The following is a 16444-nucleotide window of genomic DNA, read 5'->3' as shown; positions in this document are numbered from 1 at the left end:
CCTGGGCCCACCCCGACTACGCGCGAAACATTTTGAGGAAGGTTCACGGACGATGCCGGACGAAAGAAAGCTCGTCGATTACCTGAAGTGGGTCACGGCGGATCTCCACCAGACCCGCAGACGCCTCCAGGAAGCCGAGGCGGGCCGCCACGAGCCCGTGGCGATCGTCGGCATGGCCTGCCGCTTCCCGGGCGGTGTGCGATCCCCGGAGGACCTCTGGGAGATGCTGGCCGACGGCCGTGACGCCATCGGCGGGTTCCCGGCCGACCGCGGCTGGGACCTGGAGACGCTGGCCGGTGACGGAGAGGGCCGCAGCAGCACGCAGAAGGGAGGATTCCTGCACGACGTGGCCGACTTCGACCCGGGCTTCTTCGACATCTCGCCCCGCGAGGCGCTGGCCATGGACCCGCAGCAGCGGCTGCTCCTCGAAACCGCCTGGGAGGCCGTGGAACGTGCCGGGATCGCCCCCGGCAGCCTGCGCGGCAGCCGCACCGGTGTGTTCGTCGGCACCAACTCGCAGGACTACGCCCACCTCGTCCTCGCCTCCGACGACGACATGGGCGGCTACGCGGGCAACGGCCTGGCCGCCAGCGTGATGTCCGGCCGGCTGTCCTTCGCGCTCGGCTTCGAGGGACCCGCCGTCACGCTCGACACCGCGTGCTCCTCGGCCCTGGTCGCCCTGCACCTGGCCGCCCAGTCCGTACGCTCCGGCGAGGCCGACCTCGCGCTGGCCGGCGGTGTCACCGTCATGACCACCTCGTCCAGCTTCGTCGGCTTCAGCCTCCAGGGCGGCCTCGCCGCTGACGGCCGCTGCAAGGCGTTCGCCGACTCCGCCGACGGCACCGGCTGGTCCGAGGGCGTCGGCATGATCCTCGTCGAGCGGCTCTCCGAGGCCCGGCGCAAGGGGCACCCGGTGCTCGCCGTGCTGCGCGGCTCCGCCGTGAACCAGGACGGCGCCTCCAACGGCCTCAGCGCCCCCAACGGGCCCGCCCAGCAGCGCGTCATCCGCGACGCGCTCGCCTCCGCCGGGCTCTCGCCCGCCGACGTCGACGCCGTCGAGGCGCACGGCACCGGCACCACCCTCGGCGACCCCATCGAGGCACAGGCCCTGCTCGCCACCTACGGCCAGGACCGCGACGCGAGCCGCCCGCTGCGCCTCGGCACCGTGAAGTCCAACATCGGCCACACCCAGGCCGCCGCCGGCGCCGCGGGCGTCATCAAGATGGTCCTGGCCCTGCGGCACGGGCTACTGCCCCGCACCCTGCACGTCGACGCGCCCTCCACGCACGTCGACTGGGACGCCGGCCACGTCAGCCTGCTCACCGAGGCCGCCCCCTGGCCCGAGGGCGAGCAGGTGCGCCGGGCCGGCGTGTCGTCCTTCGGCATCAGCGGCACCAACGCCCACGTCATCCTCGAAGAGGCCCCCGCGGCCGAGGAGGAGGACACCGACGCCGGGCCGCAGCCCGCGCCGGTCGTCCCGCGCGCCGTCCCGTGGCCCGTGTCGGCCCGTACCGCCGCCGCCCTCGACGCCCAGCTGGAGCGGGTACGGCCGCTCGCCGCGTCCGGCGCCGACCCCGTCGCCGTCGGCCACGCGCTGGCCGGCACCCGCACCCCCTTCGAACACCGGGCGCTGCTCGTCGCCGCGGACGGCGGGCTCACCGAGGCCGCCCGCGGCACCGTCCCGTCCGGCGACCGCCGCGGCCTCGCCGTCCTGTTCTCCGGGCAGGGCGCTCAGCGCCTCGGCATGGGCCGTGAACTGCACGCCCGCTTCCCGGTGTTCGCCGCCGCCCTGGACGAGACCCTCGCCCTCCTCGACGAGCGCCTCGGCCACTCGCTGCGCGACGTCATATGGGGCGAGGACCCCGCGGCCCTCGACGACACCGGCCACACCCAGCCCGCCCTGTTCGCCGTCGAGGTCGCCCTCTACCGCCTGTTCGCCTCCTGGGGCCTGCGCCCCGACCACCTCGCCGGACACTCCGTCGGAGAGATCGCCGCCGTGCACGTGGCCGGCGCGCTGTCCCTGGAGGACGCCTGCACGCTGGTCGCCGCCCGCGCCGGCCTGATGCGGGACCTGCCGGCCGGCGGAGCCATGGTCGCGCTGCGCGCCACCGAGACCGAGGTGCGGCCGCTGCTGGACGAGCGGGTCTCGCTCGCCGCGGTCAACGGCCCCGAGTCCGTGGTGGTCTCCGGCGCCGAGGACGCCGTCCTCGCCGTCGCCGATCACTTCCGGGAGCAGGGCCGGCGCACCACGCGGCTCTCCGTGAGCCACGCCTTCCACTCGCCCCTCGTCGACCCGATGCTCGACGCGTTCCGGGACGTCGTCGCGAAGCTCACCTTCGGCGAGCCGTCGGTGCCTGTCGTCTCCACCCTCACCGGCGACGTCGTCGCCGCCGAGGAACTGGCCACGCCGCACTACTGGGTGTGCCACGCCCGGCAGGCCGTCCGCTTCGCCGACGCCGTGCGCACCCTCGTCGACGAGGGCGCCCGGACCTTCCTGGAGGTCGGCCCGGGCGGCGTGCTGTCCGCGCTCGTCGGTGAGAACACCCAGGAGGCCGGGGTCTTTGCCGTGCCCGCGCTGCGCAAGGATCAGCCGGAGGAGGCCTCCGTGCTCGCCGCGCTCGGCACCCTGTGGACCCGGGGCACCGCGGCCGACTGGGACGCCGTGTTCGAGGGCACCCTGCCCGGCCGCCCGGAGTCCGTGGACCTGCCGACGTACGCCTTCCAGCGCGACCGGTACTGGCCCAGCGTGCGCGCCCGCTCCGGCGACCCCGCCGGACTGGGCCTCGGCGCCGCCGCGCATCCGCTGCTCGGCGCCACCGTCGCCCTCGCCGACGCCGACGAGTCCGTCCTCACCGGACGCCTCTCGCCGCTGACCCACCCCTGGCTCGCCGAGCACCGCGTCGACGGCCGGATCACCGTCCCCGGCACGGCCCTCGTGGAGATCGCGGTCCGCGCGGGCGACGAGAACGGCACCCCGCGCCTGGACCGGCTCGACCTGCTCGCCCCGCTGACCCTCGGCGACCGCGACGCGGTCCTGCTCCAGGTGCGGATCGGTCCCGCGGACGCCTCAGGCCACCGGCCGCTCTCCGTGCACGCCCGCCCGGCGACCTCGGACGACGCCCCCTGGACCACGTACGCCCGCGGTGTTCTCTCCCCGGACGAGGGCGCCGAGGACACCGCCGCGGAGCTCGTCCAGTGGCCGCCCGCCGACGCCCGCCAAGTCCCGCTCACGGAGCTGGAGTCCGACGGGCGCACCCTCGGTCCGCTCTTCAGCGGCCTGACCGGGGTGTGGCGGCACGAGGGCGAGGTGTTCGCCGAGGCCGAGCTGCCCGCGGGCCCCGACAGCGGCTTCGGACTCCACCCCGCGCTGCTGTCCACCGCCCTGCGCGCCGCCGCCCTCGACGGCGCCACGGCGGGCGAGCCGGCCGGCTTCGACGGGCTCACGCTGCACGCCACCGGCGCCACCGCGCTGCGCGTACGGCTGAGCACCACCGGGCCCGACACCGTCGCCCTCACCGCCGTCGACCCCGCGGGCAACCTCGTCCTGACCGCCGAGACCGTGCGCCTGGGCACCCCGGACGGCGCCGCCGGGAACCCGGCCGCCACCGGCCGGGGCGACCTGTTCGCGCTGAAGTGGGCACCCGTCAACGCCTCCGCCCGCGCCACCGGCATCCGCTGGGCCGTCGTCGGCTCCGACGAACTCGACCTCGGCTACGCCATGCACCGCGCCGACGAGACCGTCACCGCCTACGCGGAGTCGCTGGGCGGCGCCATCGGCGACAGCGGTGTCGCGCCCGACGTGTTCCTGATCCCGCTCGCGGGGGAGAAGGACTCCGGAGCGGACGGGGTGCGCGCCCTCACCACCCGGGTCCTCGGATACCTCCAGGAGTGGCTGTCCGAGCCGCGGCTCGCGGGCACCCGCCTCGTCTTCGTCACCCGCCGCGCCGTCGCCCTCGACGACGAGGACGTCCTCGACCCGGTCGGCGCGGCCGTCTGGGGCCTGGTGCGCTCCGCGCAGACCGAGAACCCCGGGAGCCTGCTGCTCGTCGACCTCGACGACACGTTCCTGTCCGCCGGTGTACTGCCCGACGTGCTGACACTCGACGAGCAGCAACTCGCGGTCCGCGACTACCAGGTGCGCGCCGCCCGGCTTGCCCGGCTGCCGCGTACGGCCGACGACGGCCCCGCCGCCCCCGGCTGGAACCCGGACGGCACCGTCCTGATCACCGGCGGCACCGGTGGCCTCGGAGCAGTGCTCGCCCGGCACCTGGTCACCGCCCGGGGCGCCCGGCACCTGCTGTTGGCGAGCCGCCGCGGCCCGCAGGCGCCCGGCGCGGCCGAACTGGTCGCCGAGCTGACCGGCCTGGGGGCCCAGGTGACCGTCTCCGCCTGCGACGTCGGCGACCGCGACGCGGTCGACGCGCTCGTCGCGTCGGTGCCGGCCGAGCACCCGCTGACCGCCGTCGTGCACACCGCGGGTGTCCTGGACGACGCCCTGATCGGCTCGCTCACCCCGGAACAACTGGCCGGTGTGCTGCGCCCCAAGGCCGACGCGGCCCTGCACCTGCACGAGGCGACCCTCGGCCAGGACCTCGCCGCGTTCGTGCTGTACTCCTCGATCTCCGGCGTCATCGGCGGCCCCGGCCAGGCCAACTACGCCGCCGCCAACGCGTGCCTCGACGCACTCGCCCAGCAGCGCGTGGCGGCCGGTCTGCCCGCACTGTCCCTCGCCTGGGGCCCCTGGGGCCGCGGCAGCGGCATGACCAGCCAGATCAGCGACACCGATCTGGGGCGGATGGACCGCGGCGGCACCCCGCCGATGAGCATCGAGGACGGCCTCGCCCTGTTCGACGCCGCCCTCGCCCGCCCCGAGCCGGTGGTCGTGCCCACCCGGATCAACGTCGCCGGACTCCAGGTCCAGCAGTCGCTGCCCGCCCTCTGGCGCGACCTGGTGCCGCGCACCCGGCGCACCGCCGCCGCGGACCGCTCGCCCAAGACCGTGCTCGACGGGCTGCGCACACTCGACACCGCCGGCCGGGAGAAGCTGCTCACCGAGCTGGTCGTCGGCTTCACCGCGGGCCTGCTCGGCCACGCCGACCCCGCCGCCGTCGACCCCGAGCGCGGCTTCCTGGAGCTGGGCTTCGACTCGCTGGTCTCGGTCAGCCTGCGCAACCAGCTCGGCGAACTCCTCGGGCTGCGCCTGCCGACGTCGGTGGTCTTCGACAGCAAGACGCCGGTGAAGCTGGCCCGCCACCTCAACGAGGAACTGGGCGACCTGTCCGCCTCCGGCCCGGCGTCCGGCACCGCCGTCGCCGGCACCACGGTGCACCCCGACGACACGCTGGTCGGCCTGTTCCACAACGCGGTGCGCGGCGGCAAGCTCGTCGAGGCCATGCGGATGCTGAAGGCCGTCGCCAACACCCGGCCCACCTTCGAGACGCCCGCGGACCTGGAGGAGCTGTCCGAGGCCGTCACCCTGGCCACCGGCCCCGGCACCCCGCGGCTGATCTTCGTCAGCGCGCCCGGCGCCACCGGCGGTGTCCACCAGTACGCCCGCATCGCCGCCCACTTCCGCGGCAGGCGCCATGTGTCGGCGATACCGCTGATGGGCTTCGCCCCCGGCGAGCTGCTGCCCGCCACCAGTGACGCGGCGGCCCGGATCGTCGCCGAGAGCGTCCTGATGGCGAGCGACGGCGAACCGTTCGTGATGGTCGGCCACTCCACCGGCGGCTCCCTCGCCTACCTCGCGGCCGGGGTCCTGGAGGACACCTGGGGCGTGAAGCCGGAGGCGGTCGTCCTGCTCGACACGGCGTCCATCCGGTACGACCCCTCGGAAGGAAACAACCTCGACCAGACGACCCGCTTCTACCTGGCCGACATCGACTCGCCGTCCGTGACGCTCAACAGCGCCCGGATGTCCGCGATGGCGCACTGGTTCATGCTGATGACGGACATCGACGCACCCGCCACGACCGCCCCCACCCTGCTCCTGCGCGCCACGCAGGCCAACAACGGCTTCAAGCTCGACACCTCCGCGGTGCCGGCCGACGCGGTACAGGACATCGAGGCCGACCATCTGTCCCTGGCCATGGAGCACTCGGCACTGACCGCCGAGGCCATCGAGAACTGGCTCGCCGGACTTCCGGCCGGCGAGGACTGAGCCGGGTCCGGTCGGTGCACGCCACCCCGGCCGGGTCCACCCTGTCCCCCACCGCATCCGGGGCGCCGCGCTCTCCCACGGCGTCGCCCCGGATGCGACAGCGGCCCCCAGGGCCTCTCGTGTGGATCATGCCGGGCTCGCTGATCCGGCCTGATCCAAACGAAAGACCCCAGCCGGGGATCCGCGCACACCACCACTGCCCCAAGGAGTAGCAGTCCCATGCTCAACCCCACCCCGCCGCCCTCTCTCGAGGACGCCGCTCCCTCGGTGCTCCGCCTCAGCCCGCTGCTGCGCGAGCTCCAGATGCGCGCTCCCGTCACCAAGATCACCACCCCGGCCGGCGACGAGGGCTGGCTGGTGACCCGGCACGCCGAGCTGAAGCAGCTGCTGCACGACGAGCGCCTGGCCCGCGCGCACGCCGACCCGGCCAACGCGCCCCGCTACGTCAAGAGCCCCTTGATGGACCTGCTCATCATGGACGACGTCGAGGCGGCCCGCGCCGCGCACGCGGAGCTGCGCACCCTGCTCACCCCGCAGTTCTCCGCCCGCCGGGTGCTCAACATGATGCCCATGGTGGAGGGGATCGCGGAGCAGATCCTGAACGGCTTCGCCGCCCAGGAGCGCCCCGCCGACCTGCGGGGCACCTTCTCGCTGCCGTACTCGCTGACCGTGCTGTGCGCCCTGATCGGCATCCCGCTGCAGGAGCAGGGCCAACTCCTCGCGGTGCTGGGCGAGATGGCCACGCTGAACGACGCGGAGAGCGTTGCCAAGAGCCAGGCGAAGCTGTTCGGGCTGCTGACCGACCTGGCCGGCCGCAAGCGGGCCGAACCCGGCGACGACGTGATCTCCCGGCTGTGCGAGACGGTCCCGGAGGACGAGCGCATCGGCCCCATCGCCGCGAGCCTGCTCTTCGCCGGCCTCGACAGCGTCGCCACCCATGTCGACCTGGGCGTCGTGCTGTTCACGCAGTACCCGGACCAGCTGCGGGAGGCACTCGCCGACGAGAAGCTGATGAGGAGCAGCGTCGAGGAGATCCTGCGGGCCGCGAAGGCCGGCGGCTCGGGCGCCGCGCTGCCCCGCTACGCCACCGACGACATAGAGATCGCCGACGTCACCATCCGCACCGGCGACCTGGTGCTGCTCGACTTCACGCTGGTCAACTTCGACGAGGCGGTCTTCGACGACGCGGACCTCTTCGACATCCGCCGCTCGCCCAACGAGCACCTGACGTTCGGGCACGGCATGTGGCACTGCATCGGAGCCCCGTTGGCCCGGATGATGCTGAAGACCGCCTACACGCAGCTGTTCACCCGGCTGCCCGGTCTGAAGCTGGCCCGCCCCGTGGAGGAGCTCCAGGTGACGTCCGGCCAGCTCAACGGCGGCCTCACCGAACTCCCCGTCACCTGGTGACTCCCCCGCCCTCCCCGAGACCGGCGGCGGCCCCCACTGCCCGACGAGTGGGGGCCGCCGCCTTTTCCTTCTCTTCCGTACGCGGGGCTCTAGTCCTCCACGACCGTGATCGCCATCGAGGGGCAGACCACCGCCGCCTCCCGGACCGCGTCCAGCGTGGCCGGGTCCGACGGTTGTACGAGGACGGTCACCAGGCCGTCGTCGTCCTGGTCGAACACGTCCGACACGGTCAGCACGCACTGTCCGGCACCGACGCAGCGATCGATGTCCACGTTGACGCGCACCATCAATTCCTCCAGGGTCGTTCCACCGGGCCGGCCGCCGCAGCGGCCGGCCCGTCGCTCAGCTCCAGGTGACGGGCAGCTCGTGCAGACCGAACAGCAAGCCGTCGTACTTCAGGGACAACTCTTCTACCGGCACGGCCAGTTCGAGGGTCGGGATGCGCTCGAACAGGGTCCGGTAGGCGATCTCCATCTCCACCCGCACCAGGTTCTGCCCGAGGCACTGGTGGACGCCGTAGCCGAACGCCACGTGCGAGCGCGCGGAACGCTCCGGGTTGAACTCCTCGGGCTTGTCGAAGACCGAACCGTCGTGGTTGGCCGCGGCGATCAGCGGCACGATGCCCTCACCGGCCCGGATCAGCTGTCCGCCGATCTCCACGTCCTCCACCGCCACCCGGAAGGACACCAGGTCGGCGACCGAGTAGTAGCGCAGCATCTCCTCCACGATGCGGTCGTCGCCGATCCACTGCGGGTTGGTCAGCAACTGGACGACGCCCAGGCCGATGTTGTTCGCCGTGGTCTCGTGCCCCGCGATGAGCAGGAGCATCGACACCCCGGACAGCTCCTGCCGGGACATGGTGCCGGCCTGGATCAGCCGGCTGATCAGGTCCTCGCCGGGGCGGCGGTCCTTGATCTGGATGAGCCGGTTCAGATAACGCAGCAGCGCCTTGGAGGCCGCGTCGCGTTCCTCGTCGGTGGAGCTGAGGGTCACCAGAACCCTCGTCTTCGCCTCGAAGAAGTCCCGGTCCGCCTTGGGCACCCCGAGCAGGTCGGAGATGACCAGCGACGGCACGGACAGCGCGAAGTCCGCGATCAGATCGGCCGAGTTGCCCGCGGCGAGCATCGCGTCGATCCGCTCGTCCACGATCTGCTGGATCGCCGGACGCAGCTCCCGCACCTTGCGCACGGTGAACTCCGGGATCAGCGTCTTGCGGAACCGGTCGTGCTCCGGGGGATCCAGCGCCACGAACCAGCCCGGGACCTCCGACTGCGAGGGGGCGCCGCCGGTGCGCCGCGCCCTCGGGAAGCCGGGACGGGAGGGGTCCGCGCTGATCCGGGAGTCCGTCAGCACGGCCCGCACGTCCTCGTGCCGCGTCACCAGCCACACCGGGCCGCTGGCGGGCAGTTCGGAGCGCACCAGGCCCTCGCCCGCCCGGTAGTCGGCGTACTCCGGCGGCGGGAACGGACGTCCCGGCCGCCGCAGCGGGAAGGCGACCGGGCAGCCCGGAGCGAAGGTCGTCGTCTCGGCGTCGGCGGTCATCACTTGGCTCCGTAGAAGTCGCGAATCCGGTCGGTGATGAACTCCTGCTCCTGCGCGGTCAGTCCGGTGTGCGTGGGCAGGTAGAACCCGTCCTCGCCGAGCCGGGAGGCGTTCAGCGACGGCCAGTCGGCGTCGTAGTAGCCCGGCTGGCGGCTCATCGGCTTGAAGAACACCCGGGTCTCGACGCCCTGGTCGGCCAGGTACGCGCGCAGCTCCTCGCTCCGCTCGGCCCGCAGGTCGTACATCCACAGCACGTCGCGGGCCGGCATCAGCGTGATGCCGGGCACGTCCCGCAGCGCCTCGTCGTAGCGCTTCTCGATGTCGCGGCGGGTCGCGAGGATGGTGTCCAGCTGCTCGGTCTGTGCGAGCGCCACCGCGGCCTGCATGTTCGTCATGCGGTAGTTGTAGGCCAGCTTCTTGTGCAGGAAGCTGTGGTCCTTGGTGAACGCCATCGCCCGCAGATGCGCCATCTGCTCGGCCAGATGGGCGTCCCGGGTCAGGCACACCCCGCCCTCACCCGCCGTGATGATCTTGTTGGCGAACAGCGAGAAGCAGGCGATGTCGCCCACCGGCCGCACCCCGTGCGCCTCGGCCGAGTCCTCGACGACCCGCAGGTTGTACTCGTACGCCAGGTTCATGATGGCGTCCATGTCGCACTGCCGGCCGTAGATGTGCACCGGCATGATCACCTTGGTGCGCGGGGTGATCTTCTCCTCGATGCGGGAGACGTCGATGTTCAGGTCGTCGCCGCAGTCCACGAACACCGGGGTCGCCCCCGTGTAGGTGACGGCCCACGCGGAGGCGATCATCGTGAACTCCGGGACGATCACCTCGTCGCCGGGGCCGACGCCCAGCGCCCGCAGCGCCAGCGTCAGCGCGGTGGTGCCCGAGGAACAGGCGACACCGTGCGGCATGTCGTTGTAGGCGGCGAACGCCTCCTCGAACCGCCGGACGTAGGGGCCCTGCGACGAGATCCAGCCGCCGCCGACGGCCTCCGTCACATACTCGAGCTCGCGGCCCTTCAGCCACGGCATGGAGACCGGATACGTATAGGACATCCTTGACTTCCTCGAATTCCTCGGTCAGTCGTTTGCCAGGACGGGGAGGCCGAGCAGCAGGTCCGCGGCGGCGGTACGACCGCCCGCGGCCTTCAGCAACCCGGCGTAGTACTCGGCGCGTTCGGTGAAGGACGGCTCGTCGAGCACGCGGGTGATCTTGTCGAGGACGTCGTCCGTGTCCACGGTCTCGGGGCGGTCGACGGTCAGGCTCACGCCGAAGTCCTGGCCGCGCACGGCCTGGTCGTCGCAGTCCACCCACAACGGCCGTACCACCAGCGGCTTTCCGAAGTACAGGCCCTCGTGGTAGCCGTTGCCGCCGGCGTGCGTGAAGAACACCTTGACGTTCGGGTGGGCCAGCACGTCCAGCTGCGAGGGAACCCAGCTCTCGATCCGCAGGTTCGCGGGCAGTTCCCCGGCCGGGGGCAGCAGGTGCTGCTGCTCGCGCGGCAGCTTCCACAGCACCTGGTGGCCCTCGCCCTCCAGCCGGCGGGCCACCTCGACCAGCGAGGCGACCTGCTCCCGGGTGAGCCGGGTGATGGTGCCGAAGCCCATGAAGACCACGGACTTCTGCTCCGTCAGCCAGTCCGACAGCCCGTCGTCGTCCGGCGCCTGCGGCAGCGGCGGCACCAGCGTGCCCACCAGCCGCACCTTCTCGTGCATCGGGAACGGGTAGTCCAGTTCGGGCACCGAGTAGCACAGCACCTGCTCGGAGTGGTCGATGCGCGCCATCATCTGCCGCGCCTCGGGAGAGATGCCCAGCTCGCCGCGGATGCGGTTGTCCTCCTCGACGACCTCGCGCATCTCCTTCGACATGAACATCCCGAGCGTGCGCACCCGGAACAGCTCGTTCTCCACGCGCTGGGCGATCGTCATGCTTCCGGGCAGGCCCGAGTGCGGCACCGGGAACCCGGACGGCGTGTACGACTTGGCGAACGGCACGTGCGAGGTCAGCACGTTGCTCGGCAGGAACGGCACCCCGAGCACGAACGGGATCTTCTTGGTGATCGCCAGCTCGTACCCGAACTGGCACATGCTCTCGATCACCATCAGGGCGGGCTGGATCTCCTCGACGACCTTCTCCAGCGCCCGGTACTTCTCCACCCGGGTCTCAGGCGCGAAGGAGTGCCGGATCACCGCGCGGTGCGCCTTGAAACGGGACCGCTGCGTCACCTCGGCATAGGTGTCGTCGTCCCAGGTGACCGCCGACATCTGCGACACGGTGTCGCCGAGCGAGGCGAACCGCAGCGAACTGCCCACCGACGACGACTCGATCTGGTCCCGCGCCTTCTCGTCCGTGGCGAACCACAGATCCTCCACACCGCGCCGGGACAATTCCTCGGCCAGTACGAGCAGCGGATTGAGAAGACCGCTTTCGGCATAACTGACGAACAGGATCGGCCGCCTGTGCGCGCCCATGGACAACACCCTTCGGAAAGTGGCGGACCGCGCGGGCCCGCACGCCTCGCGTCCACCCACCGAATGTCGCCGGATGACCGCATTCGCCGACGCCGCCGCCTGTCGCGCACGCCGTCACAGGACACCGCCGACCCCGCCGCGCGGCGCACCGTGCCGCTCGGGAGAAGCGTGCCGCTGACTTCGTCTCACGCCAGGGTCCGGGGAATCCCTAGTCTTCGCCCGAGAGCGGGGGTTTTCGGTGCCGTTCGGGCACGGCCAGGCGCCGAACGGAGAGATTCCTTAGGGAAAAGTACAGCCTTCGCGCCCCTACGATCCGGCAGGCAGAGGTGGCCACAGGACCGACTTTTCCGCAGGGGTGAGCGAGGCATGACGATCGGAGCCGACGAGGACCCGGTGGTGGTCGTCGGAATGGCCTGCCGCTTTCCGGGCGGCGTCGAGGGACCCGAGGACCTGTGGGAACTGGTCCGTGCCGGCCGCGACGCCACCGGGCCGTTCCCCGGCGACCGCGGCTGGGACCTGGCCGCCCTGACCGGTGACGGGCCCGGCCACAGCGTGACCCACCGAGGCGGATTCCTCGCCGCGGCCGCCGACTTCGACGCCGGCTTCTTCGGGATGTCGCCCCGCGAGGCCGTCTCCACCGACCCGCAGCAGCGGCTCGTCCTGGAGACCTCCTGGGAGGCCCTGGAACACGCCGGCATCGACCCCCACACCCTGCGGGGCACCCGCACCGGCGTCTTCGTCGGCACCAACGGCCAGGACTACGCGGCCGTCACCAACGCCTCCTCCGAGGACCTCACCGGACACGCCCTCACCGGCCTGTCGCCGAGCATCGCCTCCGGGCGGCTCGCCTACTTCCTCGGCCTCGAAGGACCCGCCGTCACCCTCGACACGGCGTCCTCCTCGTCCCTGGTCGCCCTCCACTACGCGCTGCGCTCGCTGCGGTCGGGGGAGTGCGCCACCGCCCTGGCCGGCGGCGTCACCGTGATGTCCACGCCGGTCGGGTTCATCGCCTACACCCGGCAGGGCGGACTCGCCGCCGACGGCCGCTGCAAGGTCTTCTCCGACGACGCCGACGGCACCACCTGGGCGGAGGGCGCCGGCATGGTCGTGCTGGAGCGCCTGTCCACCGCCCGCGCCGCCGGGCACCGGGTGCTCGCCGTGCTGCGCGGCTCCGCCGCCAATCAGGACGGCGCCTCCGGCGGCCTCACCGCCCCCAGCGGACCGGCCCAGGAACGCGTCGTCCGCGAGGCCCTCGCCGACGCCGGACTCGGTCCCGCCGACATCGACCTCGTCGAGGCCCACGGCACCGGCACCCGGCTCGGCGACCCCGTCGAGGCCCTCGCCCTGATCGCCACCTACGGCCAGGACCGCGACGGCGGACAGCCGCTGCGCCTCGGCTCCCTGAAGTCGAACATCGGGCACGCGCAGGCCGCCGCCGGCATCGGCGGACTCATCAAGGCCGTCCAGGCGATGCGTCACGGCCTGATGCCGCGGACCCTGAACGTCTCCGCCCCCACCCGGCACGTCGACTGGCCGGCCGGCGCCGTCGAACTCCTCACCGAGGCCCTGCCCTGGCCCGGCACCGGCCGCCCGCGCCGGGCCGCCGTCTCCTCCTTCGGCATCAGCGGCACGAACGCACACGTCATCGTGGAGGAAGCACCGGCGACCGAGCCCGCCACCGCAGTCCCCGCCGGGCCCGGCGGTCGCCGAACCGTCTCCGCCGCCGAGCCCGCCCACCGAGGCGCGGCCTCGGCTGCCGAGCCCGCCGAGCGGCGCGCTGCCCCCGCCGGGGGGCCCGCCGGCACCTTTGCCGTCGTCGCGGTTGACGCCGGGTCCGTCGACCGCCCCGGCGTCTCCGCTGCCGAGCCCGCCCACCGAGGCGCGGCCTCGGCTGCCGAGCGGCCCGCCACCTCGGCCATCGACTCCGTCGCGCGGCGCGCTGCCCCCGCCGGGGAGCCCGCCGGCACCTCTGCCGGCGTCGCCGTTGACGCCGGGTCCGCCGACCGCCCGGTCGCTCCCGCCGTCGAGCCCGCCGCTCAACTCGCCGCCCCCACCGCCCTCGTGCCCGCGGCCGACGCCGTCGCGTGGCCGGTGTCCGCGGCCTCCGTGCAGGCCCTCGACGCCCAGATCGACCGCCTCACCTCCTTCGTCCGGGACCACCCCGGCCTCGACCCGCTGGACGTCGGCCACTCCCTGGCCACCGGCCGGGCCGCGCTGCGCCACCGCGCGGTCCTGACGCCGTCCGGCGACGGCGCCGTGGAGCGCGCCCGCGGCGAGGCCGCCCCCCGGACCACCGCTGTCCTCTTCTCCGGACAGGGCTCACAGCGGCTCGGCATGGGCCGTGAACTCGCCGCCCGTTTCCCGGTGTTCGCCGAGGCCCTGGAGACCGTCCTGGCCGCCCTGGACCCCGAGATGGAGCGTCCGGTGCGGTCCGTGATGTGGGGCGAGGACCCCGCCGAACTCGACCGCACCGGGTGGACCCAGCCCGCGCTGTTCGCCTTCGAGGTCGCCCTCTACCGGCTCGCCGAGTCCTTCGGACTGCGCCCCGGCGCTGTCGGCGGCCACTCCGTCGGCGAGATCGCCGCCGCGCACGTCGCCGGGGCGCTGTCGCTGGCGGACGCCTGCCGGCTGGTCGCCGCCCGCGCCACCCTGATGCAGGCGCTGCCCGCCGGCGGCGCCATGTCCGCCGTCGAGGCGTCCGAGGACGAGGTCCTCCCGCTGCTCGGCGGCGACGTCTCGCTCGCCGCCGTCAACGGCCCCACCGCGGTCGTCGTCTCCGGCACCGAGGACGCCGTGGAGCGGGTCGCCGCCCACTTCGCCGCCCAGGGCCGCCGCACCAGCCGCCTCGCGGTCTCGCACGCCTTCCACTCCCCGCTGATGGAGCCGATGCTCGACGCCTTCCGGGACGTCGTCGCCCAGCTCACCTTCCACGAGCCGACGCTGCCGGTCATGTCCAACCTCACCGGTGAACTGGCCGGTGCCGAGATCGCCACCCCCGAGTACTGGGTACGGCACGTACGCGGCACCGTCCGCTTCGCCGACGGCGTGACGGCTCTGCGTGAGCACGGCACCGACCTGCTGATCGAGCTGGGACCCGGCAGCGTCCTCACCGCCCTCGCCCGCACCGTCCTCGGCCCGGACACCCCGGTCGACGCCGTCCCCACCCTCCGCAAGGACCAGCCCGAGGAGACGGCCCTCACCGCCGCGCTCGGCCGGCTCTACGTCCTCGGCGTGCCCGTCGACTGGTCCGCCCTCTACACCGGCACCGGAGCCCGCCGCACCGACCTGCCGACGTACGCCTTCCAGCGCGCCCGGCACTGGCCCGCCCCGGCCCGGCCCGGCGCCATCGCCCCCGCGGGCGGCGGCCACCCGATGCTCGGCCCGGCCGTCGAACTCGCCGACGGCGGCACGGTGTCCGTCGCGACGCTCTCCGCCGCCACCCACCCCTGGCTCGCCGACCACGCCGTCGCCGGACGCGTCCTGCTGCCCGCCGCGGTGCTCGTGGAACTCGCCGTCCGCGCGGGCGACGACACCGGATGCGACGTCCTGCACGAACTCGCCCTGGTCGAGGCGCCCGTCCTGCACAGCGGTGACACCCTGAACCTCCAGGTCCGGGTCGGCTCCGCCGACGAGGCCGGCCGGCGCACCGTCACCGTCCACTCCCGGCCGGGCAGCACTCCCACCGAGCCGTGGACCCAGCGGGCCGGCGGCCTCCTCGGCACCGCGCCCGGCACCGCCGCGGCCCCCGACACCTCTTTCGCGACCGCCTGGCCCCCGCCGGGCGCCGAACCCCTCGACCTCGACGACCACTACGAGCGGCTCGTCGACGACGGCCTCGACCTCGGACCCGCCTTCCGCGGCCTGCGCGCCGCCTGGCACCACGACGGGGCGGTCCTCGCCGAGGTCGAACTCCCGGCCGGCACCACCGACGACCCCGGCGCCTACGGGGTGCACCCCGCGCTCCTCGACGCCGCCCGGCACGCCGCCCTCACCACGACCGGCACGCTCCCCGTCGCCTGGCGCGGGGTCCGGCTGCACGCCGTCGGCGCCACCGCCCTGCGGGTGCGGATCGGCTCCGCCGCCGACGGCGCCCTGACCCTGACCGCCGCCGACGTCACCGGCGCCCCGGTGCTCACCGCCGACGCCGTCGTCGTACGGCAGCTCACCGAGCAGGAGCGCACCGCCCCCAGGCCGCCCACACGCACCCGGATCCAGAACACCGCGGCCCCGCGCCCCACCCGGCCCGTCGCCGCGGTACCCGGCGCCGCCCCCGCCGAGCCGTCCGCCGCCCCGGCGCCCGACACCTTCGCGGCCGAGATGGCGGCCCTGGCACCGGCCGAGCGCGAACGCCGGCTCATCGGCCTGGTGCGGACCCAGGCGGCGGCGGTCCTCGGCCACCTGGGCCCGGACGCGGTCGGACCCCGCGCGGTCTTCAAGGAACTGGGCTTCGACTCGCTGGCCGGCGTGGAACTCGGCGACCGCCTCACCGCGCTGACCGGACTGCGGCTGCCGGCCACCCTCGTCTTCAACTTCCCCACCCCCGAACGCGCCGCCCGGCGCATCGGGGAACTCCTCGTCGCGTCCGGCTCCCCGCCGCAGGGATCGTGCGACGACGAACTCACCAGGTTCGAGGCCGTCGTACGGACCCTGCCGGACGACGACCCCGAACGCCGGGCCGTCGCCGACCGCCTGGACGCACTCGTCGCCTCGCTCCGCCGGAACTCCGCCCCGCGGGAGGACTTCTCCGACGAGGACATCGGCTCGGTGTCGGTCGACAGGCTGCTCGACATCATCGATGAAGAGTTCGAAACCACATAGCGGATTCCCAGCTTTCGTTCGCGACCCGATGACGAGGACG

General features: G+C 73.5%; 6 protein-coding genes and 1 pseudogene. 3 read left to right on the top strand and 4 right to left on the bottom strand.

Annotation, left to right across the window (positions count from 1 at the left end; translation table 11 throughout):
* Position 1: 1 nt before the first annotated feature.
* Together TNCT6_RS03980 and TNCT6_RS03975 are read left to right on the top strand one after the other, a co-directional pair.
* On the top strand, positions 2–6160 hold the full coding sequence (locus tag TNCT6_RS03980) for a type I polyketide synthase (RefSeq protein WP_373996233.1): 6159 nt from the start codon (positions 2–4) through the stop codon (positions 6158–6160).
* Between the two features lie 219 nt (positions 6161–6379).
* On the top strand, positions 6380–7570 hold the full coding sequence (locus TNCT6_RS03975) for a cytochrome P450 (protein ID WP_141356599.1): 1191 nt from the start codon (positions 6380–6382) through the stop codon (positions 7568–7570).
* An 89-nt stretch (positions 7571–7659) separates the two neighbouring features.
* On the opposite strand, the gene TNCT6_RS03970 is transcribed toward TNCT6_RS03975, so the two are convergent.
* The 4 genes from TNCT6_RS03970 to TNCT6_RS03955 are packed head-to-tail and all read right to left on the bottom strand — an operon-like array spanning position 7660 to position 11586.
* On the bottom strand, positions 7660–7857 hold the full coding sequence (locus TNCT6_RS03970) for a ferredoxin (RefSeq protein ID WP_141356597.1): 198 nt from the start codon (positions 7855–7857) through the stop codon (positions 7660–7662).
* Positions 7858–7912: 55 nt separating this feature from the next.
* The gene (locus TNCT6_RS03965; protein ID WP_141356595.1) at positions 7913–9112 is read right to left on the bottom strand and encodes a cytochrome P450; all 1200 of its coding nucleotides are present in this window, start codon (positions 9110–9112) and stop codon (positions 7913–7915) included.
* Positions 9112–10170, bottom strand: a complete 1059-nt coding sequence (locus tag TNCT6_RS03960) for a DegT/DnrJ/EryC1/StrS aminotransferase family protein (protein ID WP_141356593.1) — start codon at positions 10168–10170, stop codon at positions 9112–9114. The genes TNCT6_RS03965 and TNCT6_RS03960 overlap by 1 nt, the downstream gene beginning before the upstream one ends.
* 24 nt (positions 10171–10194) lie before the next feature.
* Positions 10195–11586: a glycosyltransferase gene (locus TNCT6_RS03955; RefSeq protein WP_141356591.1), complete on the bottom strand. Its 1392-nt coding sequence runs from the start codon at positions 11584–11586 to the stop codon at positions 10195–10197.
* A gap of 381 nt (positions 11587–11967) precedes the next feature.
* On the opposite strand from TNCT6_RS03955, the pseudogene TNCT6_RS03950 reads away from it, so the two are divergent.
* Positions 11968–16404: pseudogene (locus tag TNCT6_RS03950) on the top strand (beta-ketoacyl synthase N-terminal-like domain-containing protein); the annotation flags it as partial.
* Positions 16405–16444: the final 40 nt, after the last annotated feature.

The sequence above is a fragment of the Streptomyces sp. 6-11-2 genome (assembly GCF_006540305.1).
Lineage (GTDB): Bacteria > Actinomycetota > Actinomycetes > Streptomycetales > Streptomycetaceae > Streptomyces.
Note: the sequence above shows the minus strand (reverse complement) of the source record. Positions and strands in the feature narration are given on the sequence as shown.

Coding starts and splice junctions, on each gene's coding strand:
- TNCT6_RS03975 (WP_141356599.1), top strand. CDS start 6,380: ATGCTCAACCCCACCCCGCCGCCCTCTCTCGAGGACGCCGCTCCCTCG.
- TNCT6_RS03960 (WP_141356593.1), bottom strand. CDS start 10,170: ATGTCCTATACGTATCCGGTCTCCATGCCGTGGCTGAAGGGCCGCGAG.
- TNCT6_RS03970 (WP_141356597.1), bottom strand. CDS start 7,857: ATGGTGCGCGTCAACGTGGACATCGATCGCTGCGTCGGTGCCGGACAG.
- TNCT6_RS03955 (WP_141356591.1), bottom strand. CDS start 11,586: ATGGGCGCGCACAGGCGGCCGATCCTGTTCGTCAGTTATGCCGAAAGC.
- TNCT6_RS03965 (WP_141356595.1), bottom strand. CDS start 9,112: ATGACCGCCGACGCCGAGACGACGACCTTCGCTCCGGGCTGCCCGGTC.